Consider the following 20957-nt stretch of genomic DNA (forward strand, 5'->3'; position numbering starts at 1 on the left):
GTCAAGGGGAGGAACGACGATTTTCGCACGGGGTCGGATAGATGAGAATCGGCCCAGCGGAACTGATATCCGACAACATCGGGGATCTACCCTGGTGTTCCCCGAGGGCAGAATGCCCTTTCATGGCCGATACCCTCTCCACGCCCCCCGCTGCGCCCGAACCGCCCACCGGACCCGCCTCCACCAGCTCCTCTGCCCCGACCGCCACCCTGCGGCCGGTGGCAGCGGCACCTCCCGGCAAGGGCACGGCTCGCCTCGCGCTGCTCGTCGCCGCGGTGAGCCTCGTCGTGGCCCTGGTCGCGGTCGGCGTGGCCGGGGTGGCGCTGGTCCGCTCCGGTGAGGACACTCCGGACACCACGGCCGCGCCGGGAGCCGCCAACAGTGCTCCGGCCTCTGCCGGCGCCGACGCGCCCGCCGCTCCGGCGACCACCGAAGCCGGGGGCCGGCCGTCGCCGACCGCGGTGCTCGGCGTGCTCAACCCGCAGGCGGCCTTCGACCCGGCGTACAAGGACCAGGAACTGATCCCGCAGGTGACCAGCCAGGCCAGCGCCTACCTGGACCTCAACGAGCCGCGCGTGGTCCAGCAGGGCAGCGACAAGGACGACGTCCGCCTGGAGCTGCCCTACAACAGCACCGTCCCGGTGATCATCCTGCTGGACGGGGTCGAAGGGGCCATCGTGCCGCCGACCATGCCGGACCCGCAGCCGCAGGACTGCGCCGACCTCATCCGCAAGAGCCCTGTTCCGCAGCGCGCCGAGACCGCTGCTCAGCGTGAACTGACCATGTGTATCGCGACGTCGCAGGAGCAGGCCACCGCCATCGGTCAGCGTCAGCGCCTGGTGGTGCTCCACATCTCCGCGCTGTCCAGCAACGCGAAGGTGACGATCCAGCTGAAGGCCTGGGAAGTCCCGGCCTGACCGCACCGCGAAGCGAGCGGGCCGGTGCCGTCCACCGGCCCGCTCGGCTGTCCGCCGTCAGCGGCCGCGGGCGGCGAAGTGCTCGACGATGCCCTGTAGCAGGCGGGTGTCGAAGGGCAGCGCGGCGCAGCTGTCCACCGCCGCGTCGCGGTGCTGCTCCATGAGCCGGCGCGCCTGCGCGAGCCCGTACACCCGGACCAGGTTGGCCTTGCCCACGTCGTTGCCGGAGTCCTTGCCGAGCTGCTCGGCCGACGCGGTCGCGTCGAGGATGTCGTCGCGGGCCTGGAACACGATGCCCGCGTGGTCGGCGTACCGGGTGATCAGCTCGATCTCGACGCGTGGCCGGTCCAGCAGCATCAGCAGCGGCACCAGCGCGGCCTCGACCATGGTCGACGTCTTCAGCCGGTACATCTCCAGGATGTCCTCGCCGGTGACCGGCGACGCGTCGCGGGCGTAGCGCAGGTCCAGATACTGCCCCCGGCACAGCCGCTGCGGGCCCAGCACCGTGCCGACGTACGCGACGACGTCGGTGACCCGGTGCGCCGGGTAGTGCCGGTCGAGCCGGGCCAGCATGCCGAACCCGGAGGACAGCATCGAGATCGCGGCGAGCTGCACGCTGCCCTCGTCGAACACGGTGTGCGCGGCCGGGCGGCCCCGGCGCAGCGTGGCGTCGTCCTGGGCGGGCAGGTCGTCGAAGATGAGGCTGGCGGTGTGGAACAGCTCGATCGCGCCGAGCAGCGACTCGGGCATGTCCCCGCGCACGCCGAGCCCTTCGGCCAGCATCAGGGTCAGCGCGGGCCGCAGCCGCTTGGCCGGACCGTCCATCGTGTACGCCAGGATCGGCGCGAGCTCGGCGGCGTTCACCTCGGCGTGGCAGTTGTGCACGATCTCGTTGATGCGCGGCAGCCGGTCGAGCACGAACGTGCGAGCGTCGACGCTGTTCGGGTCACGGCGGCCCATCACCGCCGCCGCCTCCCGCTTCAGCCGCAGGTCACCGGTGGTCAGCTGGGGCAGCACCCGGCGCGGGACCCCGGCCGCCGTACGCAGGAACGTGGCGATCTCCGGGGTGACCGGGTACTGGTCGAGCAGCCGCAGCGTGTTCTCCGGATCCGCGCACAGGTGTATCCCCAGCTTGATCGCGCCGACCCCGGTCAGCGCGTCGCGGGCCACCGGGTCGCCGCCGTACACCTGGTCCACCACGTACGCGTCGTAGGCGAACAGGTCCAGCAGCGGGTTGGTGCGGCCGTCGCCGGGGTGCGTGAACGGGGTCATCCTCCCCGCGCGGCGGTCCTCGTCGCGGTCGGCGAGGTCGTCCTTGAACTGGCTCAGAAAGATCGTGTTGAGGCAGCGGGCGTAGAAGCCCTCGTCGAGACTGCGCCGGCCGAGGATGTTGGCCACCACCCGGCTCAGCCCGGCCTTGAGGAAGATGTCCGGGTACGCCGACTCCAGCGACTCGTCCACGCCACGGCTCGCGTCGCGGTGCTGGGCCAGGTACATCGACTCGGCCGCGTGGTAGAGGTGCCGGTGCGTGCCGAACGGGTAGACCTGCAGCGCGATGCCGTACAGCTCGTGCATCTCCTCGGCGAGTGGGTGGTCGGGCACCTGCCTGGCGTCGATCGCGCCGCCGGTGGACAGGCCGCGCAGGATCAGCCGGTGCAGCCGGTCCCGCTCACGCGGCAGCATGTGCTCGCCGGGCAGGTCCTGGAAGCTGTCGTCGATGACGGCGTACGCGGCCCCGTACGCGTACGCGCCGGGCAGGATCCGGGTGAGGTGTTCGCGCACCGCGGTCCGGCCCGCGTCGCGGGTGTCGTACCCCCCGATGGCCAGCACTCCCACCAGCGTGCGGACCACCTTGCCCATCGCCCCCGCCTGCACCACCGTCTCCGGCAGGGTGCGGTGCAGCCGGTCCAGCCGCTCGGCCAGCCAGCGGGTCTCGGCGGCACCGCGCAGCGCCGGGAAGCGCCGCTCCAGCGACTCCACGACACCCGCCACGCCGCGCCCGCGCTCGATGCCCTCGACGACCTCCCGCGCCGTGCGGGCGTGCGCCCGCGCGAGCGCCTCACCCCGGGCGACGTCGGCCGGGTCGGGCACCTCGCTGAGGTTGTAGACGCCGAAGTAGTTCAGTTCCAGCAGCGCCTGCTCGCGCAGCTCCCGCCGCCGGCGCGGCGCGTACACCCCGCGCAGCAGCGCGGCCGCCGGGGTGTGCCGCCCGGCGATCGACCGCAGCTGCTCGGTGTACCGGTCCACATGCGATCCGATCGCGGCCGGATTCGTGTCCCGCCAACCGGCGTAGTGCGCCAGCGTGTGCCGCACACCTTGCTCAAGCCTGCCGTGTTCGAGGTCCTCCTGCCGGAACGGGAACGGCCCCAGCAGCTCCGTAGCGACACTCATGAGGCCGACCACCTCCCCGCAGGATCCCCTGACGACCCCGCGACCCCATGATCCCACCCCCGCGCCACGCCCCGCCCGGACAGAAAGGAAGGGCACCTTCACCACGCTCCGCGTTGTGGAAGGTGCCCTTCCTAACCGGACAGTCACGCCGCCGGGCGCTCTCCCCCGTTATGCCCTCACCCTTGCCTTGATCTGCCAGGATGTCCGCCATGCAGACCCATCCTGACTTCACGGTCGTCCTGCGCGGCTTCGAGCGCACCGAGGTCGACGCCCTGCTCGCCCAGGTGGACCGGGGCGAGCTGAGCCTCGCCGACAATCCCCGGATCGACTTCACCGTCGTGCTGCGCGGCTACGACCGCGAGCAGGTCTTCGCGTACCTGGGCCTGCTCGCCGCGCAGCACGCGGCCGAGGGCGGGCGCCCCACCGCACCCGGCCCGGCGGCTATCTGAGCGCGGTCGTGACCCGGCTGCGGGCCGAGGGCCGCTGAGGTTCAGAAGGCGCGGGCGTACTGGTCCGGCCAGTGCGGCTGTCCGCCGAGCTTGGCCAGTGCCCGGCGCGGCCAGTACGGGTCGCGCAGCAGCTCCCGCCCGATCAGCACCAGGTCGGCCTGCCCGTCCTCGACGATGCGCTCGGCCTGCTCCGGCTCGGTGATCAGACCGACCGCGCCGGTGGGCACACCGACGTCGCGGCGGACCCGCTCCGCCAGCGGGGCCTGGTAGCCGGGGCCGACCGGGATGTCGGCGTGGGCGACCGCCCCGCCCGAGGAGCAGTCGATCAGGTCGACACCGGCCGCGAACAGAGCGCGAGCCAGCTCCACGGTGTCGGCCACGGCCCAGCCGCCGTCGACCCAGTCGGTGGCGGACACCCGCGCCAGCACGGGCACGTCGGGGCCGACGGCGTCACGCACCGCCGCCGCGACGGCAACCGCCAGGCGGGTGCGCCCGGCGTGGTCGCCGCCCCAGCCGTCGGTGCGCTGGTTGGTCAGCGGCGAGTAGAACTCGTGCAGCAGGTAGCCGTGCGCGGCGTGGATCTCCACGGCCTGGAAGCCGGCGTCGACCGCGTACACCGCGGCCTGCGCGAACGCGGCGATCACCGCGGCGATGCCGGCCTCGTCGAGGGCCTTCGGCGTGCGGTACGCCGGCACGAACGGCTCCGTGCCCGGCCCGACCGGCTGCCAGCCGCCGTCGGCGTCGGGCACCCCGCCCCGCTCCTGCGCGAACGGCCAGTACGTGGAGGCCTTGAACCCGGCGTGGGCGAGCTGGATCGCGGGCACCGCCCCCTGCGCGGCGACGAACGCGGTGACCGGCCGCCAGGCGTCCACGTGCGCCGGTGACCAGATGCCGGCGTCGCGCGGCGAGATCCGGCCTTCCGGCAGCACCGCGCTGGCCTCGGCGATGACCAGTCCGGCCCCGCCGACCGCGCGGGCGCCCAGGTGGTTCAGGTGCCAGTCGCCGGGCAGCCCGTCCGGGCCTGCGGAGTACTGGCACATCGGCGACATCGCGATGCGGTTGGGCAGCGTCACGCCGCGCAGTTCGAGGGGCTGGCCGAGTACCGTCACGGCGCAACAGTACGACCGGCCGAGGGCATCGTCCTGTGACACGGATCGCACAAGGCGAAGGGCCGCGAAGACCATGTCTTCGCGGCCCTTCGGCTTCTGCGTGGCGTCCTACGAGAAGATGCTCACGCCTCCAGGTCCGACCAGCAGACCGATCACGATCAGCACGATGCCCCACAGGATCTGGCGTCGTGCCAGCGAGACGATCCCGGAAACGACCAGGACCACGGCGAGGATCCACAGTAAAAGCTCCATGGTTCCTTCCTGCCCCACGAACTCGGTGACGAAACCGCTACTGTCCGCTGCTGATTCAGTCCTCGGCCAGCATGCGCTCGCGCAGCTGTGCGAGGCACCGGCTGAGCAGGCGAGACACGTGCATCTGGGAGACCCCGATCTGCTCCGCGATCTGGGCCTGGTTGTGGCCCTGGACGAAGCGCAGCATCAGGATCTTCTGCTCACGTTCCGGCAGCTCCTTGACGTACTGCCGGACCGCGTGCACGTCCGGAATGGACTCCAGCACGGTGTCGGTCTCGCCGATCAGCTCACCGAGCTCCACATCGCCGTCCTCGCCGCTCACCGCGACGTTGAGGGAGTTGATGCGGTAGGCCTGCGCGCAGTGCATCCCGGCCACCACGTCCTCGACGGTGACGTTGAGATGCTCGGCGAGGTCCTCGGCACTCGGCCACCGGCCGAGGTCCTGGCAGAGCTGCGGGGACACCCGGTTGATGTCCAGATACAGCTCCTGCATGCGGCGACTGACCCGCATGCTCCAGCCCCGGTCACGGAAGTAGCGCTTGAGTTCGCCGACGATCGTCGGCACCGCGAAGTGCACGAAAGCACTGCCGCGGGCGGGGTCGAAACGGTCCACGGCCTGGATCAGGCCGATGGTCGCCACCTGCACGAGGTCGTCGCCGTCCACGCCGCGGTGGCGGAAGCGGCGGGCCAGGCGTTCAGCCAGCGGCAGCCAGGCGCAGATGGCCTCCTGCCGCACGTCCTCATGTGCGGGGTCTTGCTCGCTCAGCTCGCCGAGACGGCGCAGCAGCAGATCGCCGGCGGTCGCGTCGAGGGTGTCGGTCAGGGACGAGGGGGACGCGGACGCTTCGGTCTCGCGAACCAGTGTTGCAGTCATTGCAGGCCTCCGGCGCAGTGAACCGCGTGTGAACCCGGAGCGACGGGGGTCGCCCTCGGACACGGTTCGCCTGTGACGGTCACAGCACCCGTTTCTTGAGCGCTGCAGACGGCTAGGCAGCCGACTCGGCAAGCCGAGCACTGCCGACCATACCGAAGGTCAGCCGAAAGTACTAGTCCAAGGAGAAGAACGTACACGTTACGGGAGTGAGCCGGAGGATTCAGAACGCGAAACCCGAGGTCACGGCCCGATGATCGGTGCCCGGCGTACGCAGCACCCCGGCCTGCGTCGCGGTCAGTCCCCGGTACAGCACGTGATCGGGCCGCATCACCGGCAGCGAGGACGGCCAGGTGAAGCCGTAACCCCAGCCCGCGTCGGCCTGCGCGTCGCGCAGCTGCGCCGACAGCGGCGCGATGGCCCGGTCGGTGGCCGCGGTGTTGAGGTCGCCCAGCACCAGCACACGCTGCGCCTCGTCCTCGCGGACCGCCTGGGCCAGCATGTCGATGGTGTGGTCCCGGGTCGCCGTGTCGTTGATCCGGGCCGAGCCCAGGTGCACCACGTACACTGCCACGTCGCCCTGCGGGGCCTTCACCACCGCGCGCAGTGCCCGGGTCCAGTCCAGACCGGTGTCCACGCCGGTGATGCCCGTGATCGGATACCGGCTGAGCAGCCCGACCGTCGAGCGCACCGCATAGTGCGGATAGGTCTTCGCCAGCCGCTCGGCGACCGTCTCGATCGTCCCGCCGGAGGCCTCCTGCAGCGCGATCAAATCGGGGCCGCCCGCCGCGAGCGCCTCGACCGTGGTCTGCGGGTCGGGATTGTCGGCGTACAGGTTCTGGGTGACCACCCGCAGCTGCACCGGCCCGCCCGGGGGCGGCAGCAGCGCCCGGCCGAACATCGCGGCCCAGATGACGGCCGGCAGCAGCACCACCAGCAGCGCCTTGCCCGACCGGGCCAGCAGCGCGGCCACCGCGAGCACCGGCACCGCCAGGCCGAACAGCGGGGCGATGGTGTCGAGCACGCTGCCGATGCCGTGCACGTTGGGGATGAGCCGGTGACCCGCGAGCACGGCCGCCAGCAGCAGGGCGGCCGCGATGACCAGCCCCGCACGCCAGGCCGGGCGCCGGGGCGGCGGCTCGGCCGGGCCCCCGGGCGTCTTCTTCAGCTCGATGGTGGTCACTGTCCGTATGTTACCGGGGAGGACCCGAATCAAACTCGGCAAACGTCGCACTACCCGTGTGCGAAGTCCCCCGAACCACCGGTTCGGGGGACTTCACGCACGTCAACCGTTCTCAGCAGCCGGGCAGGCGCTCGATCAGGTAGCGCTCCACCTGGTCCAGCGAGACGCGCTCCTGGACCATCGAATCACGATCACGCACGGTCACCGCGTTGTCTTCCAAGGTGTCGAAGTCGACGGTGACGCAGTAGGGCGTGCCGATCTCGTCCTGGCGGCGGTAGCGGCGGCCGATCGCCTGCGCGTCGTCGAAGTCCACCACCCAGCGCTTGCGCAGGTCCGCGGCCAGGCCACGGGCCTTCGGCGAGAGCTGCTCGTTGCGCGACAGCGGGAGCACGGCCACCTTCACCGGGGCCAGGCGCTTGTCGAAGCGCATCACGGTGCGCTTGTCGACGCCGCCCTTGGTGTTGGGCGCCTCGTCCTCGTCGTACGCCTCCAGCATGAACGCCAGCACGGCCCGGGTCAGACCCGCCGCCGGCTCGATGACGTACGGCACCCAGCGCTCGTTCTTCTCCTGGTCGAAGTACGACAGGTCGGTGCCCGAGTGCTTGCTGTGCGTGGTCAGGTCGAAGTCGGTGCGGTTGGCGATGCCCTCCAGCTCGGAGAACTCGGTGCCGCCGAACCGGAAGCGGTACTCGATGTCGACCGTGCGCTTGGAGTAGTGCGACAGCTTCTCCTGCGGGTGCTCGAAGAAGCGCAGGTTGTCGGCCGAGATGCCCAGGTCGAGGTACCAGTTCCAGCGCTCGTTCAGCCAGTACTCGTGCCAGGTCTCGTCGGTGCCGGGCTCGACGAAGAACTCCATCTCCATCTGCTCGAACTCCCGCGTACGGAAGATGAAGTTGCCCGGGGTGATCTCGTTGCGGAAGCTCTTGCCGACCTGCGCGATGCCGAACGGCGGCTTCTTGCGCGCGGTGGTGGCCACGTTGGCGTAGTTCACGAAGATGCCCTGGGCCGTCTCCGGCCGCAGGTAGTGCACGCCCTCGGCGCTCTCGACCGGGCCGAGGAAGGTCTTCATCAGGCCGTTGAACATGCGCGGCTCGGTGAAGGTGCCCTTGTTGCCGCAGTTGGGGCAGTTCAGCTCGGACAGCACGAAGGTGGCGCCGGGCTTCTTCTCCAGGAACGCCTCCTCCAGGTGGTCGGCCCGGAAGCGCTTGTGGCAGCTGGTGCACTCGGTCAGCGGGTCGACGAACGCCTCGATGTGGCCGGAGGCCTCCCACACCTGGCGGGCCAGGATCACCGCGGAGTCCAGGCCGACGATGTCGTCGCGCTGCTGGACCATCGTCTTCCACCACTGCCGGCGGACGTTGTCCTTGAGCTCCACGCCCAGCGGGCCGTAGTCCCAGGCCGAACGGGTGCCACCGTAGATCTCACTCGACGGGTAGACGAAGCCCCGGCGCTTGGCCAGGCTGACGACGGAGTCGATGCGGTCCGCGGGCATGATCAGGTCTCCATTCCGTTGGAGGTTGCCGCCGGCTGGCTGTCGGCGGAGGTCGGCGGAAGATCCGCACGACGTGGATACGGTACGGGCCACTCGCGCAACCCGCATGCGGTTAAACGCTACTGCACACGCAACGTGGTGAGTCCGCCGGTGCGCCGCGCCGACACCCCGGCTACTCGCGCCCGCAGACTTCGAGGTCGGTCGTCTTCGGGTCCTGCGCGAGGCGGTAGACAACCCGCTCGGTGTCGCCGTCGGTGTAGCGCTCGGTGACCGGCAGGGTGATCCCCGACGTGCCCTGCAGCTCGACCTCGCCCAGCTCGTACGACTGGATGCGCTCCGGCCGGGACTGCTCCTGGCTGGTGAAGCGCTCCAGGTCCAGGCGCCGCTGCTCGTCCTCGCAGAGCAGCTCATAGGCCTGGTCGTACTTCTTCTCCTTGAGCGCGTCGAGGTAGGTCCCCACCGCGACGTGGGCGCGCTCGTTGATCGCCTGGACCCCGGTGACGGCCAGGCCGACCCCGGCCACCAGGCCGCCGCCGCAGCACAGCGCGATCAGGCCGCCCGCGATGCCGAGCGCCCAGCCCAACCGGGTCCCGCCGCCCTCCGACGGCGCGGCCGGGAACGGCGGCGCGGCGCCCGGACCGGGCGGCACGGGCGAGGGCGCGGGCGCATGGGTCATGGCCGCGATCATATTGCGTTCTTCCCACCCGCCGCCGCCGTGCCCGAAACCGGGCGGACCGGCCGGTGCCCGGGTCGCCGGGTCAGGCCCGGTCGCTGGCCCTGGTCTGCACCTCGCCGCCCGGCTCGGCCTCGGCGAGGGTCTCGAACGCGCACGGCTCCATCAGCGATTCGGCCAGCAGTGGCGTCGCCGTCATCTTCACGTCGAAACCGCCCAGCGCCCGCCGGTACGCCCCTACGCTCTCCCACTCGGTGAGCAGGCACCAGTGCTCCGGCTCGTCGAGCGACCGGGTCAGCTCCCCGCGCAGGTAGCCGGGCCGGGCGGCGAGGGCGGCCAGCGCCGCGTGGGCGCGCTCGACGAACGCCTCCTCGTTGGCGGCGATCACGAATCGATTGAGCATCAGCACCTCACTACAGTAAGGAGGGGCACCTTCTTATCGTTTTACGGGGTAAAGGGTGCCCTTCTTAACGCTTGTCGGAGAGGACCGCCGCCGTGCCCCAGGATGTCGCGAACAACCCCCTGCTGCGCCGGCTGGCCCGGATCCCCAAGAGCACCGCGCTGCTGGGCACGCTGGCGCTGCTACTGGTGGCGGTGCTGCTGCCGAACCCGTACAGCGGCATCCTGCTGCTGGCGCTGGCCGCCGCCCTGGCCGCGCTGCTGGTGACCACCTGGCCGGTCCAGCCCCCGGCGACCCGGGCCCTGCGCGTGATCGTCCTCACCCTGCTCACCGCCGCGGCCCTGACCCGCCTGTTCTGACTCTCCACCCTCACGCCAAACCCGTCGACGCGACGCGGGTCGACGCGACGCGACGCGGGTCGACGCAGCGCGTGACAGACGCGGCGCGGCGCAACGCGACGCGGCGCCCATGCAAGATCGTCGGACTTGCCTGGCACCTGTGCGTATCTTGAGCGCGCATACGCCCACCTGCCGGGCAAGTCCGGCGATCTTGGCGAACGGGTGTCGCTTTTACGACGAAAAACGCGGTCACCGGTGCGCCGGGCGGCCGCCGGTGACCCGCGCGCGGTCCGCGACCCCCGCCTCGCCCCCTGCCTGACCTGCACCTCCGCAGCGCAACTGTTAACAAGGTGCCCTTCCTCTACGCAGAGCGTTAAGAAGGTGCCCTTCCTTCGCTGCGGGCGGTGGATCATGGAGGCGGGAGGGGCGGGTGTGGGGCAGGGATATGCACCTATGCGTTTTTGACAATCGTTCTCATTTTCAGGGAGAGTTGACGCCATGCTGAGCCGATCTCTCCAGCGCGCCGCCGTCGCCGGCGTCGCCGCGCTGCTGGCCCTGGCCACCCTCTCCGCCTGCTCCGACTCCTCCACCGACAGCACCGGCCGCACCACCGTCGTGACCGGCTTCTACCCCCTGCAGTTCGTCACCGAGAAGGTCGGCGGCCCCGACGTCGACGTGGTCAACCTCGCTCAGCCGGGTGCCGAGCCGCACGACATGGAGCTGTCCCCGGCCCAGGTCGCCCAGGTCGCCAACGCGGGGCTGGTGGTCTACCTCAAGGGCTTCCAGCCGCAGCTCGACGAGGCCGTCGCGCAGAACGCCGGCGACCGCGCGTTCGACGTCGCGGCGGTCACCCCGCTCGTCGGCGGCCCCAACCACCAGGGCGCGAACGAGGAGGGCGGCAACGCCCCCGACCCGCACTTCTGGCTGGACCCGACCCGCCTGGCCGTGGTCGCCAAGGACGTCGCGAAGAAGCTCGCCGAACGCGACCCGGCGCACGCGGCGGCCTACACCGAGCGCGGCGACGCCCTGGTCGCCGAGCTGACCAAGCTGGACGCCGAGTTCACCGCCGGGCTGGCGAACTGCCAACGCCACGAGATCGTGACCAGCCACGCCGCGTTCGGATACCTGGCCGACCGGTACAAGCTCAAGCAGATCGCGCTGTCCGGGCTGACCCCGGACACCGAGCCCACCCCGCAGCAGGTCGCGGCCGTCGCCGCCGAGGCGCGCCAGTACGGCGCGACGACCATCTTCTTCGAGACGCTGGTCTCGCCGAAGGTCGCGCAGACGCTGGCCGAGCAGGTCGGCGCGAAGACCGCCGTGCTCGACCCGCTGGAGGGGCTCGCCGAGGGCGGGACGGGTGACTACTTCTCGGTCATGCGGGCCAATCTCGCTACGCTGCGCACCGCGTTGGGCTGTTCATGAGCGCACGCGCCGCCGACGAACGGGACTAGGAGCAGACGTGAACTCCCCGGTTCTCGAAATCAAGCACGGGGCGGTCGCCTACGACCGTCCCGTGCTCCGCGACGTCAATCTGACCGTACGCAGCGGCGAGGTCGTCGCCGTACTGGGCGCCAACGGCAGCGGCAAGTCCACCATGATCCGGGCCGGGCTCGGCCTGGTGCCGCTGGCCGACGGCCAGGTCGAGCTGTTCGGCGTCCCGCTGCGGCGCTTCCGCGACTGGCGGCGTATCGGGTACGTGCCGCAGCGGCTGGGCGCGGGCGGCGGCGTTCCCGCCACCGTCGGCGAGGTCGTCTCCTCCGGCCGGCTCGCCCGGCGAGGCTTCCCCGGCCTGCTGCGCGCCGGTGACCGGCAGGCCGTCGCGAAGGCGCTGGCCGCGGTGGACCTCACCGATCGCGCGCACGACCCGGTCGCCTCCCTGTCCGGCGGCCAGCAGCAGCGCACCCTGATCGCGCGGGCGCTGGCCGGCGAACCCGACCTGCTGGTGCTCGACGAGCCTACGGCCGGTGTGGACGCCAAGTCGCAGGAGGCGTTCGCGCAGGCGCTGCGCGACTTCGTCCGGCACGGCGGCACGGTGCTGCTGGTCGCGCACGAGCTGGGCCCGCTGCAGCCGGTCATCACCCGGGCCGTGGTCGTGCACGACGGGGTCATCGCGCACGACGGCGCGGTGCCCCACCCGGCCGGCCACCACGCCGAGCCCGGCCACGACCACGTGCACCCGCACGCACCACAGGACCCGCCGAGCATCTGGGGACGCGAGTGAACGTGAACCTGATCGAGATCATGTCTCTGCCGTTCATGCAGCGGGCGCTGCTGGGCGCGCTGATCACCGGCCTGATCGCCCCCTCGCTGGGCATCTACCTGGTGCAGCGGCGCATGTCGCTGATCGGCGACGGCATCGGCCACATCGCCCTGACCGGCGTCGGCGTCGGCCTGCTCACCGGCACCTCGCCGGTGCTCACCGCGATCATCGTGTCGGCGCTGGGCGCGGTCGCGGTGGAGCTGATCCGCGAACGCGGCCGCACCTCGGGCGACATCGCGCTGGCCATCCTGTTCTACGGCGGCATCGCGGGCGGCGTCTTCCTGGTCGGACTCGCCCCGGGCAAGGGCAGCGCGAATCTGACGTCGTACCTGTTCGGCTCGCTGCTCACGACGTCGGCCACGGATCTGATCACGATCGCGATCCTCGGCGCGTGCGTGCTCGCGGTCACCGTCGGGCTGCGGCCCTGGCTGTTCGCGATCTGCCAGGACGAGGAGTACGCCAAGGTCTCCGGCCTGCCGGTGCGCACCCTGAACCTGCTGCTCGCCGTGATGACCGCGGTGACCGTCACCGTGGCCATGCGCTCGGTCGGCCTGCTGCTGGTCAGCGCGCTGATGGTGGTGCCCGTCGCGGCGGCGCAGCTGGTCTCGCGCGGCTTCGGCGGCACCATGACCCTGGCCATGCTCGGCGGCGTGATCAGCGCCGGGGCCGGCATCCTCATGTCCGCCGGGTACGACACCGCCCCTGGCGCGACCATCGTGCTCGCCGCCATCGCACTGTTCATGCTGGTCGCGGCGGTGGGCGCGGTGCTGCGCCGGCGGCGACGCGCCGACACGGGCCCGGCGGCGGTGTGTGAGCCGCCCGAGTGCGTCCTCGACTCATGATTGGGTATGCACCGACGCGCGGGGCTACGGTGGTCGATGTGAGCCAGACGCAGTCCTACGCCCGAGCCGGAGAGCTGCTGCGGGCGCTCGCCGCGCCCGTCCGGATCGCGATCGTGACCGAGCTGGCGGCGAACGGCGAGCGTCACGTGCACGAGCTGGTGGAACGGCTGCGAGTGGCCCAGCCGCTGGTCTCCCAGCACCTGCGGGTGCTCCGGGCGGCCGGCGTGGTGCGCGCCGAACGGCACGGCCGCGAGATCGCATACTCCCTGGTGGACGAACACGTCGCGCACATCGTCGCCGACGCCGTCACCCACGCCGCGGAGCAGCGCCCATGAACAGGTGTCACGAGGAGAAGGCATGACCAGCCCACAGGGAACCGCGGCGCGGAACACGCGGCAGCGGTCCGCGGTGGCGACGTTGCTGTCCGAGGTGGAGGGCTTCCACAGCGCGCAGGAGCTGCACGCCATGCTGCGCGACCGGGGCGAGCGGGTCGGCCTGACCACCGTGTACCGGACGCTGCAGGCGCTCGCCGACGGCGGGGACATCGACGTGATGCGCCCGCCGGGCGGCGAGCAGCTGTTCCGGCGGTGCTCGAACGGGCACCACCACCACCTGGTGTGCCGCACCTGCGGCCGTACCGTCGAGGTGGCGGGGCCGGCTGTGGAGTCCTGGGCGGACCGGGTCGCGGCGCAGCACGGGTTCGTCGACGTCAGCCATACGCTGGAGATCTTCGGCACCTGCCAGGGCTGCGCGGCGCCCCGGGTGTGACGCGGGGCGTTTATCGATCGCCCGCGTCGATCACAATGCTCTCATGAAGCTCTATGCGGAGAAGCCGTGGCGGTTCACCCGGCAGATCATCGCCGATGTCACCGCACTGGTGTGGAGCGCGATCTGGATCTGGGCCGCGATCACACTGTACGAGCTGGTCCAGAAGCTGGCGGTGCCCGGCCAGAAGCTGGAGAGCGCCGGAACGAACCTGGCCGCCGACATGGCTGAGGCACAGGCGCGCGCCGGGCGCATCCCCTTGGTCGGTGACGAGGTGGGCGCGCCGTTCGGCAGCGCCGCCAACGCGGCGAACTCGATCGCCGAGGCGGGACGCGACCAGCAGGACGCCATCGCGAACCTGGCGACGGTGCTGGCCTGGCTGACCGCGGGCATCCCGGTGCTGATGGCGCTGGCGCTGTGGCTGCCGCTGCGGCTGTCGTGGATCCGCGCGGCCAGCGTCGCCGCGAAGGTGCGCCGGTATCCGGGCGGGGGTGAGCTGCTCGCGCTGCGGGCGCTGGCCACCGCACCGCTGCGGCGGCTCGCGTCGCTGGACAGCGGCGTGGTCGCGGGCTGGCGTACCGGCGACCCGGAGGCGGTGGAGCAGCTCGCCGCGCTGGAGCTGCGCCGCCTGGGCCTGCGCGGCAGCCCTCGCCGCTGATTAATCACAGACCCGCTCGGCGCGGCTCGGCGCGGCGCGGCTCGGCTCGATGATCGCTGTTTGCGGTCAGAAAGTGTGGTCGGACCGCATGTTCTGACCGCAAACAGCGATCATCGCCGTGAGCTCGGACGGTCCACGTTAAGAAGGGCACCTTCCTCTACGCATAGCGATGGGAAGGTGCCCTTCCTTTCAGCGGGGTGGGATGCGGCGGCGGGCGTCGGTGGCGGTGGACGGGCCGGGGGTCCAGGTGGAGACCCATTCGCCCTGGTCGGGGGGCGGGATGATGCCCGACTCCAGGGCGGTGTGGTCGCCGGCCAGGACCTTGCGAGCCAGGGCCGCGTCGGCGGCGTCGGTGTTGTTCCAGAGGGCGTGTTCGAGGATGGCGATGCGGCCGCGGGACTGCCGGCAGAAGAGGTCGGCGAGTTCGATCTCCTCGGGACGGCCGGAGGCGGTGGCGCGGGAGCAGACCGCGGCGATGGCGAACAGCTCCGCCCCGATGTCGACGACCCGGCCCAGGAAGCCCTGCCGGTGCTCCAGTTTGCCCTGCCAGCGGGCCATGCCCTGGAACGTGTTGCGGGCCAGGCGGCGGGCGGCGCGCTCGGCCCAGCGCACGTGTTTGGCGAGCGGGCCGAACTTGCGGTAGCCGCCGAAGGTGCCCCGGCCGACGGCCAGGGTGGGCAGCCAGCGGGCGTAGAAGCCGGTGGCGCGCAGCAGCGCCTTGCCCTTCGCGCCGAGCGGGGACTTCGGGTCGATGAGCGCACCGGCGACGGACAGGTGCTGGTCCACGGCCTCGCGGGCGATGAACAGGTGCATGATCTCGGTGGAGCCCTCGAAGATGCGGTTGATCCGCAGGTCGCGCAGGAGCTGTTCGACCCCGATCGCCTTCTCGCCGCGGGCGGCGAGGGAGTCGGCGCTCTCGTAGCCGCGGCCGCCCCGGATCTGCACCAGTTCGTCGGCGACCTGCCAGGCCAGCTCGGAGCCGTACAGCTTGACCAGGGCGGCCTCGATGCGGAAGTCGTTGCGGTCGTCGTCGGCGAGCATGCAGCACAGGTCCAGCATGGACTCCATGCCGTACGCGGTGGCGGCGATGAAAGCGATCTTCGTGGCGACGGCCTCGTGCTGCCCGACGGCCCGTCCCCACTGCACGCGCTGCTGGGACCACTGCCGGGCGACGCTCAGGGACCACTTGGCCGCGCCGACGCACATCGCGGGCAGCGACAGTCGGCCGGTGTTGAGGGTGCTCAGCGCGATCTTCAGGCCCTGGCCCTCGCCGCCGATGACGTTCTCGGCGGGCACGAACACGTCGTGGAAGCGGGTGACGCTGTTCTCCAGGCCGCGCAGGCCGAGGAAGGCGTTGCGGTTCTCGACGGTGACGCCCTCGGCGTCGCCCTCGACCACGAACGCGGTGATGCCGCCGCGGCGGCCCTCGGCCTTGGGCACCATCGCCATGACCACGAGCAGCGTCGCCACGGTGCCGTTGGTGGCCCACAGTTTCACCCCGTTCAGGCGGTAGCCGCCGTCGACCGGGGTGGCGGTCGCGCCCATGCGGGCCGGGTCGGAGCCGACGTCGGGTTCGGTGAGCAGGAACGCCGACACCTCGCCCGCGGCCAGCCGCGGCAGGAAGCGCTGCTTCTGCTCCTTGGTGCCGAACAGTTTGAGCGGCTGCGGCACGCCGATGGACTGGTGCGCGGACAGCAGCGCGCCGATCGCCGGGCTGACCGAGCCGGCCAGCGTGAGCGCGCGGCAGTAGTCGAGGTGGGACAGGCCGAGGCCGCCGTACGCGGGATCGATCTTCATGCCGAAGGCGCCGAGGTCGGCCAGCCCGTGGAAGACCTCGTCGGGGATGCGGGCGTCGCGCTCGATGGCGGCCCCGTCGACCTCGGTGCTGACGTACTCCCCCAGCTTGGCCAGGAACTGCTCCGCGTCGGGGTTCGGGGCGGGCTGGGGCCACGGGTGGATCAGGTCCATCCGCAGCCGTCCCAGGAACAACTGCTTGCCGAAACTGGGCTTGCGCCATTCGCTCTCGCGGGCGGCCTCGGCGACCTGCCGGGCCTGCTCCGCGCTCACCTCACGCTGCACCGTCGTCATCGTCGACACCCCTGTCGTCCGGTCGAACGCGGGGTCGCCGGGGCCGCCTCATGAGCGCGCCGCGACGAGCCGTGTTCGGTGGTTTGCGCCCTGAAATCACGCTACTCCGCAGTACTACCGAGCGGTAGCAGTTGGCAAACCGTCCGACACCGGCTATTCGTACTGCTCCGCGGGAGCCTGCACCGGCCGCCACTCCAGCACCTCGATGAACGGGATGCTGTCGCCGTTGACCGGGTCGGTGCCCTGCTGGTCGGTGTACTGTCCGGTGATCTCCACCCAGCTGTCGGCGGGCAGCCCCGTCGGCACGCTGCCGTTCATGCCGACCTTGATCGGGCGGGCGTCGGCCGCGCAGCAGGACAGGATCATGCGGGTGAGCAGCTGCCCGCCCTCGGGGTTGTCGGACAGGAAGCCGGTGACCCGGACCCGGCGCTCGCCGATGGACAGTCCCTTGTCGAAGATCGCCCGGGTGGCGTAGTCGAGCACGCTGATCTCGGCGGGGTCCCCGTCGGGCAGCGCCGGGAAGTCGGAGACCTGCTGCGCCGAGAGCGCCGAACCGGCCTGCCCGGCGGCGTACGAGCCGAGCGCGGGCGGGGCGACTAGGAGCAGGCCGAGCACCGGCGCGATCAGCAGCCAGCCGACCCGCGGCTCGCGGTGCCCGTGGCCGTGCCCGTGACCGCCGTGCCCGTGGCCGGAGCCGTCGCCTTCGTCGACCGCCCGGTCCAGGCCGCGGCCGCCGTGGTCGAGGTCGCCAGCTGCCGCCCCGACCGGTTCCGGGTGCTCGGCGCACTCGGTGTCCACGGCCGAGCCGTGCCGGATGTCGTACCAGAGGGTCATCACGGCCGCGAGCACCAGCAGCGCGCCCGCGCCGATCAGGAACGGCTGCAGTCCCGCCTTGACGTAGCGCAGGTACATGTCGGTGAGGCTGGCCTTGAGGATCGCGCCGCCGAGCAGCAGCATCACCACGCCCTGGGCCTGACGGTTCACAGCAGCACCATCCCGACTCCGGCGGCGACCGCGACCGCCATCACGAACGTGGCCGGGGCGAAGCGCATCGCGAAGCGGCGGCCGAACACCCCGGCCTGCATGGAGATCAGCTTCAGGTCGACCATCGGGCCGACGACCAGGAATGCCAGCCGCGCGGTGAGCGAGAACTGGCTGAGCGACGCGGCGACGAACGCGTCCGCCTCGGAGCAGATCGACAGCAGCACGGCGAGCGCCGCCAGCGCCAGCACGGACAGCACCGGCTGGTCGGCGACGGCCTGCAGCACCGACTCGGGCACCAGCACGTTGATGGTGGCCGCGGCCATCGCGCCGAGCACCAGGAAGCCGCCCGCGTGCACGATGTCGTGGCGGCAGGCCGCCCAGAACGCCCGAGCGCGGGACAGGTCGTCCAGCTCCGGCCGGTGCGGCAGCCTGATCCACTCCTGCTTGCCCAGGCGCAGCCAGAGCCAGCCCATCACCATGGCGACGATGATGCTGGCCACGCCGCGGGCGACCACCATCTCCGGGTTGTTCGGGAAGGCGACCGCGGTGGCGGTCAGCACGATCGGGTTGATCGCGGGCGCGGCCAGCAGGAACGCCAGCGCGGCGGCGGGCGTGACGCCGCGGCGGATCAGCGAGCCGGCGATCGGCACCGAGCCGCATTCGCAGCCGGGCAGCACCACCCCGGCGGCGCTGGCCACCGGCACGGCCAGCGCCGGGTGCTTGGGCAGCGCCCTCGACCAGAACGAGCGCGGCACGAAGACCGCGATCACCGCCGACAGCGCGACGCCGAACACCAGGAACGGCATGGCCTGCACCATCACCGATACGAACACGGTGGTCCAGGTCTGCAGCAGCGGAGTGGAGATCGCGGCGGCGATCGGCTCACGGAAGATCAGCAGCACGATGAGCAGTGCCGCCAGCACCTCGACGGAGCCGATCCGGCCGCCGAACAGCGGCGTGCGGGCGGGCCCGGCGGGCGGCGACGGGGGCGCCGCGGGCGGGCGCTGATCGACGGAGGTCACACGGATCCTTCGCGGTATCGGGGTGTGCCGACCGGCACAGGTTACCGGGCGTGCGTTCGGTGTTAGCCTTTCCGGCACAAGCGCCGCTGTCCAGCGGCCTCATATGAACAAGTAACGACAGGGGAGCGCACAGCGCTGAGAGTGCGGCACACGGCCGCAGACCCTCGAACCTGATCTGGGTAATGCCAGCGCAGGGAGTTCGGTCAACACCTCACCGCCACGCCTGCTTTCGTGATACCCCCGAAAAGGGATGTCACGGGCGCGGCGTGTGCACTTCTCCTCGTTCGTACCCTCAACGGACCAGGAGCTATTCATGCAGAACAACAGCTCGCCCAAGGCGACGAACCATCGCTGGCGGACGGTCGACATCGTCGTCGCCTCGATCCTCGCCGTCGCCTTCGGCGTCGTCTTCTGGGCCTGGGGCCTGCTGTGGAACGGCCCGGCCGGGGCGATCTTCGGCTCGACGTTCCCGCCGGCCGCGGCCGCCATCTACGGCGTATGGCTGCTGCCCGCCGTGCTCGCCCCGCTGATCATCCGCAAGCCGGGCGCGGCGATCTACACCGAGCTGGTCGCCGCGATCGTGTCGGCGCTGCTCGGCACCTCGTGGGGCATCAGCGTGCTCTGGTACGGCCTGGCCCAGGGCGCGGCCGGCGAGCTGGGCTTCCTGCTCGGCGCGTACCGCCGCTGGAACCTCGGCCAGTCGCTGGTCGCGGCCGCGTTCGCGGGAGCCACCGCGGCCGGGCTCGACCTGTACTACTACTACGGCGACTGGACGTTCGACTGGAAGGTCGCCTACGTCGCCATCGTCGTGGCCAGCACGCTGCTGTTCGCGGGCGTCGGCGGGTACTACCTGACCAAGTCCCTGGCCGGCACCGGCGCGCTGGACCGGTTCCCGTCCGGCCGCAGCCGCGACCTGGTCTGATGATCGAGCTCGAGGGGTACGGGTGGCGGCACGCCGGCCGCCGCGCGTGGGCGGTGCGCGGGGTCGACCTGCGCATCGAGCGCGGCGAGCGGGTGCTGCTGCTCGGCCCCTCGGGCGCGGGCAAGTCCACGCTGCTGCACGCGCTGGCCGGGCTGCTGCCCGAGGACTCGGGCGAGGCCGAGGGTAAGCGCAAGGTCGACGCCGAACGGGTCGGCATCGTCTTCCAGGACCCGCAGTCGCAGCTGGTGATGTCGCGGGCGGGCGACGAGGTCGCGTTCGGCCTGGAGAACCTCGCCTGGCCCCCTGACCGGGTCTGGCCCCGGGCGGACGAGGTGCTGCGCGAGGTCGGCTTCGGCTACGAGCGCGACCGGGCCACCGACGCCCTGTCCGGCGGCGAGCAGCAGCGCCTGGTGCTGGCCGGGGCCCTGGCCCCGCGTCCCGAGCTGCTGCTGCTCGACGAACCCACGGCCAACCTGGACCCGGCCGGGGCCGCGCTGGTCCGCCGGGCGCTGCGCGACGCCGTCGACGCCGACACCACCGTCGTGCTCATCGAGCACCGCATCGCCGAGGTGCTGGACCTGGTCACCCGGGTGGTCGTCCTGGAGCCCGGCGGCGGGGTGCGCGATGACGTGCCGCCCCACCTGCTGGCCGGTCCGCTCGGCGCGGAGCTGGCCGCAGCCGGGGTCTGGGTGCCAGGCCACCCCGCTCCCCCGCACCACGCCGCGAACCCGCCCGGCGACGTCCTGCTCACCACCCACGACCTGCGGGTACGGCACCTGTCCTACCCCGACGTGATCGTCCGCGCCGGGCAGGCGCTCGCGGTGACCGGCCCGAACGGCTGCGGCAAGTCCACCCTCGCGCTGGCGCTGGGCGGCCTGCTCAAACCCGCCGCGGGCGAGGTGCGTAGCCCGGACGGGCCGCCGCACCGGTGGCGGGCCCGCGTGCTGGCGCGCCGGATCGGCTCGGTGTTCCAGAACCCGGAGCAGCAGTTCGTGACCGCGACCGTGCGCGACGAACTGGCGCTCGGCGGCACCGCCCCGGGCCGGGTCGACGAGCTGCTGACCCGGCTGCGCCTGGACCACCTGGCCGGGGCGAACCCGTTCACCCTCTCGGGCGGCGAGGCCCGGCGGCTGTCCGTGGCGACCGCGCTGGCCGCCCGGCCCCGCCTGCTGATCCTGGACGAGCCCACCTTCGGCCAGGACCGCCGCACCTGGATCGAGCTGGTGGACCTGCTCGCCGCGCTGCGCGACGACGGCCACGGCATCGTCACCGTCACCCACGACCCGGACGTGGTGACAACTCTCGCCGACCGCACCCTCGACCTGGGACAGCCCTCATGAC

At 71.7% G+C, this 20957-nt stretch carries 22 protein-coding genes and 1 riboswitch; of the genes, 11 read left to right on the forward strand and 11 right to left on the reverse strand.

The annotated features are described in order from the left end of the window. Positions 1-122 precede the first annotated feature (122 nt). Positions 123-917, forward strand: coding sequence for a hypothetical protein (locus tag AB0B66_RS23110; RefSeq protein WP_360533387.1), 795 nt, complete (start codon positions 123-125; stop codon positions 915-917). 57 nt (positions 918-974) lie between these two features. Here AB0B66_RS23110 and AB0B66_RS23115 read toward each other — a convergent pair whose 3' ends face one another. After that, on the reverse strand, positions 975-3308 hold the full coding sequence (locus AB0B66_RS23115; protein WP_360533390.1) for a polyprenyl synthetase family protein: 2334 nt from the start codon (positions 3306-3308) through the stop codon (positions 975-977). Positions 3309-3517: 209 nt separating this feature from the next. Between AB0B66_RS23115 and AB0B66_RS23120 the strand changes: the two genes are divergently transcribed. Then, positions 3518-3757 (forward strand): DivIVA domain-containing protein, encoded by a 240-nt coding sequence (locus tag AB0B66_RS23120; protein ID WP_360533393.1) that lies wholly within the window; start codon positions 3518-3520, stop codon positions 3755-3757. Between the two features lie 41 nt (positions 3758-3798). On the opposite strand, the gene AB0B66_RS23125 is transcribed toward AB0B66_RS23120, so the two are convergent. The 7 genes from AB0B66_RS23125 to AB0B66_RS23155 form a co-directional block, all read right to left on the reverse strand. Beyond that, on the reverse strand, positions 3799-4866 hold the full coding sequence (locus tag AB0B66_RS23125) for an NADH:flavin oxidoreductase/NADH oxidase (protein ID WP_360533396.1): 1068 nt from the start codon (positions 4864-4866) through the stop codon (positions 3799-3801). A gap of 108 nt (positions 4867-4974) precedes the next feature. After that, complete coding sequence (locus tag AB0B66_RS23130) at positions 4975-5118, reverse strand: GPGG-motif small membrane protein (RefSeq protein ID WP_170213016.1); 144 nt, start codon at positions 5116-5118, stop codon at positions 4975-4977. A gap of 55 nt (positions 5119-5173) precedes the next feature. Continuing rightward, positions 5174-5992 (reverse strand): SigB/SigF/SigG family RNA polymerase sigma factor, encoded by an 819-nt coding sequence (locus tag AB0B66_RS23135; RefSeq protein ID WP_360533399.1) that lies wholly within the window; start codon positions 5990-5992, stop codon positions 5174-5176. Positions 5993-6212: 220 nt separating this feature from the next. Beyond that, positions 6213-7172: an endonuclease/exonuclease/phosphatase family protein gene (locus AB0B66_RS23140; RefSeq protein ID WP_360533402.1), complete on the reverse strand. Its 960-nt coding sequence runs from the start codon at positions 7170-7172 to the stop codon at positions 6213-6215. A 112-nt stretch (positions 7173-7284) separates the two neighbouring features. Then, a complete protein-coding gene (locus AB0B66_RS23145; RefSeq protein ID WP_360533405.1) occupies positions 7285-8664 on the reverse strand; it encodes a glycine--tRNA ligase in 1380 nt (459 codons plus the stop codon). Positions 8665-8836: 172 nt separating this feature from the next. Beyond that, positions 8837-9340: a hypothetical protein gene (locus AB0B66_RS23150; protein ID WP_360533408.1), complete on the reverse strand. Its 504-nt coding sequence runs from the start codon at positions 9338-9340 to the stop codon at positions 8837-8839. Between the two features lie 82 nt (positions 9341-9422). Beyond that, on the reverse strand, positions 9423-9746 hold the full coding sequence (locus AB0B66_RS23155; RefSeq protein ID WP_120316467.1) for an antibiotic biosynthesis monooxygenase: 324 nt from the start codon (positions 9744-9746) through the stop codon (positions 9423-9425). Positions 9747-9832: 86 nt separating this feature from the next. Here AB0B66_RS23155 and AB0B66_RS23160 point away from each other — a divergent pair, with 86 nt between their 5' ends. From AB0B66_RS23160 to AB0B66_RS23190, 7 genes are all read left to right on the forward strand, one after another. After that, a complete protein-coding gene (locus AB0B66_RS23160) occupies positions 9833-10096 on the forward strand; it encodes a hypothetical protein (protein WP_360533411.1) in 264 nt (87 codons plus the stop codon). Between the two features lie 477 nt (positions 10097-10573). After that, on the forward strand, positions 10574-11497 hold the full coding sequence (locus AB0B66_RS23165; protein WP_360533414.1) for a metal ABC transporter substrate-binding protein: 924 nt from the start codon (positions 10574-10576) through the stop codon (positions 11495-11497). 37 nt (positions 11498-11534) lie between these two features. Further along, positions 11535-12296, forward strand: a complete 762-nt coding sequence (locus tag AB0B66_RS23170) for a metal ABC transporter ATP-binding protein (RefSeq protein WP_360533417.1) — start codon at positions 11535-11537, stop codon at positions 12294-12296. 11 nt (positions 12297-12307) lie between these two features. Further along, positions 12308-13177, forward strand: a complete 870-nt coding sequence (locus AB0B66_RS23175; RefSeq protein WP_360533640.1) for a metal ABC transporter permease — start codon at positions 12308-12310, stop codon at positions 13175-13177. Further along, the gene (locus AB0B66_RS23180) at positions 13174-13512 is read left to right on the forward strand and encodes a metalloregulator ArsR/SmtB family transcription factor (RefSeq protein ID WP_155374867.1); all 339 of its coding nucleotides are present in this window, start codon (positions 13174-13176) and stop codon (positions 13510-13512) included. Before AB0B66_RS23175 ends, AB0B66_RS23180 begins: the two co-directional genes overlap by 4 nt. Before the next feature lie 22 nt (positions 13513-13534). Beyond that, positions 13535-13945: a transcriptional repressor gene (locus AB0B66_RS23185; RefSeq protein WP_360533421.1), complete on the forward strand. Its 411-nt coding sequence runs from the start codon at positions 13535-13537 to the stop codon at positions 13943-13945. A 43-nt stretch (positions 13946-13988) separates the two neighbouring features. Further along, positions 13989-14600, forward strand: coding sequence for a hypothetical protein (locus AB0B66_RS23190; RefSeq protein ID WP_360533424.1), 612 nt, complete (start codon positions 13989-13991; stop codon positions 14598-14600). 189 nt (positions 14601-14789) lie between these two features. On the opposite strand, the gene AB0B66_RS23195 is transcribed toward AB0B66_RS23190, so the two are convergent. The 3 genes from AB0B66_RS23195 to AB0B66_RS23205 all read right to left on the reverse strand — a co-directional run bounded on the left by AB0B66_RS23195 (position 14790) and on the right by AB0B66_RS23205 (position 18625). Then, the gene (locus tag AB0B66_RS23195) at positions 14790-16688 is read right to left on the reverse strand and encodes an acyl-CoA dehydrogenase family protein (protein ID WP_360533427.1); all 1899 of its coding nucleotides are present in this window, start codon (positions 16686-16688) and stop codon (positions 14790-14792) included. A 153-nt stretch (positions 16689-16841) separates the two neighbouring features. Next, entirely contained in the window at positions 16842-17672 is an 831-nt protein-coding gene (locus tag AB0B66_RS23200; protein WP_360533430.1) for a TIGR03943 family protein, read from the reverse strand. After that, positions 17669-18625, reverse strand: a complete 957-nt coding sequence (locus AB0B66_RS23205; protein WP_360533643.1) for a permease — start codon at positions 18623-18625, stop codon at positions 17669-17671. The genes AB0B66_RS23200 and AB0B66_RS23205 overlap by 4 nt, the downstream gene beginning before the upstream one ends. A 178-nt stretch (positions 18626-18803) precedes the next feature. Next, a riboswitch (TPP riboswitch) is annotated at positions 18804-18909 on the forward strand. 98 nt (positions 18910-19007) lie between these two features. Between AB0B66_RS23205 and AB0B66_RS23210 the strand changes: the two genes are divergently transcribed. Both AB0B66_RS23210 and AB0B66_RS23215 read left to right on the forward strand, forming a co-directional pair. Then, complete coding sequence (locus tag AB0B66_RS23210) at positions 19008-19616, forward strand: ECF transporter S component (protein WP_360533433.1); 609 nt, start codon at positions 19008-19010, stop codon at positions 19614-19616. Continuing rightward, positions 19616-20956 carry an ATP-binding cassette domain-containing protein gene (locus AB0B66_RS23215; RefSeq protein ID WP_360533436.1) on the forward strand — a complete coding sequence of 447 codons (1341 nt, stop codon included), beginning with the start codon at positions 19616-19618 and terminating at the stop codon, positions 20954-20956. The genes AB0B66_RS23210 and AB0B66_RS23215 overlap by 1 nt, the downstream gene beginning before the upstream one ends. Position 20957 lies beyond the last annotated feature (1 nt).

The sequence above is a fragment of the Catellatospora sp. NPDC049111 genome, from assembly GCF_040648615.1.
Classification (GTDB): domain Bacteria; phylum Actinomycetota; class Actinomycetes; order Mycobacteriales; family Micromonosporaceae; genus Catellatospora; species Catellatospora aurea.

Bases quoted from the DNA above. Each gene is read 5' to 3' on its own strand.
- AB0B66_RS23195 (WP_360533427.1), bottom strand. From the start codon at position 16,688: ATGACGACGGTGCAGCGTGAGGTGAGCGCGGAGCAGGCCCGGCAGGTC.
- AB0B66_RS23165 (WP_360533414.1), top strand. From the start codon at position 10,574: ATGCTGAGCCGATCTCTCCAGCGCGCCGCCGTCGCCGGCGTCGCCGCG.
- AB0B66_RS23215 (WP_360533436.1), top strand. From the start codon at position 19,616: ATGATCGAGCTCGAGGGGTACGGGTGGCGGCACGCCGGCCGCCGCGCG.
- AB0B66_RS23115 (WP_360533390.1), bottom strand. From the start codon at position 3,308: ATGAGTGTCGCTACGGAGCTGCTGGGGCCGTTCCCGTTCCGGCAGGAG.
- AB0B66_RS23185 (WP_360533421.1), top strand. From the start codon at position 13,535: ATGACCAGCCCACAGGGAACCGCGGCGCGGAACACGCGGCAGCGGTCC.
- AB0B66_RS23180 (WP_155374867.1), top strand. From the start codon at position 13,174: ATGATTGGGTATGCACCGACGCGCGGGGCTACGGTGGTCGATGTGAGC.
- AB0B66_RS23150 (WP_360533408.1), bottom strand. From the start codon at position 9,340: ATGACCCATGCGCCCGCGCCCTCGCCCGTGCCGCCCGGTCCGGGCGCC.
- AB0B66_RS23120 (WP_360533393.1), top strand. From the start codon at position 3,518: ATGCAGACCCATCCTGACTTCACGGTCGTCCTGCGCGGCTTCGAGCGC.
- AB0B66_RS23145 (WP_360533405.1), bottom strand. From the start codon at position 8,664: ATGCCCGCGGACCGCATCGACTCCGTCGTCAGCCTGGCCAAGCGCCGG.
- AB0B66_RS23135 (WP_360533399.1), bottom strand. From the start codon at position 5,992: ATGACTGCAACACTGGTTCGCGAGACCGAAGCGTCCGCGTCCCCCTCG.
- AB0B66_RS23210 (WP_360533433.1), top strand. From the start codon at position 19,008: ATGCAGAACAACAGCTCGCCCAAGGCGACGAACCATCGCTGGCGGACG.
- AB0B66_RS23190 (WP_360533424.1), top strand. From the start codon at position 13,989: ATGAAGCTCTATGCGGAGAAGCCGTGGCGGTTCACCCGGCAGATCATC.
- AB0B66_RS23130 (WP_170213016.1), bottom strand. From the start codon at position 5,118: ATGGAGCTTTTACTGTGGATCCTCGCCGTGGTCCTGGTCGTTTCCGGG.
- AB0B66_RS23110 (WP_360533387.1), top strand. From the start codon at position 123: ATGGCCGATACCCTCTCCACGCCCCCCGCTGCGCCCGAACCGCCCACC.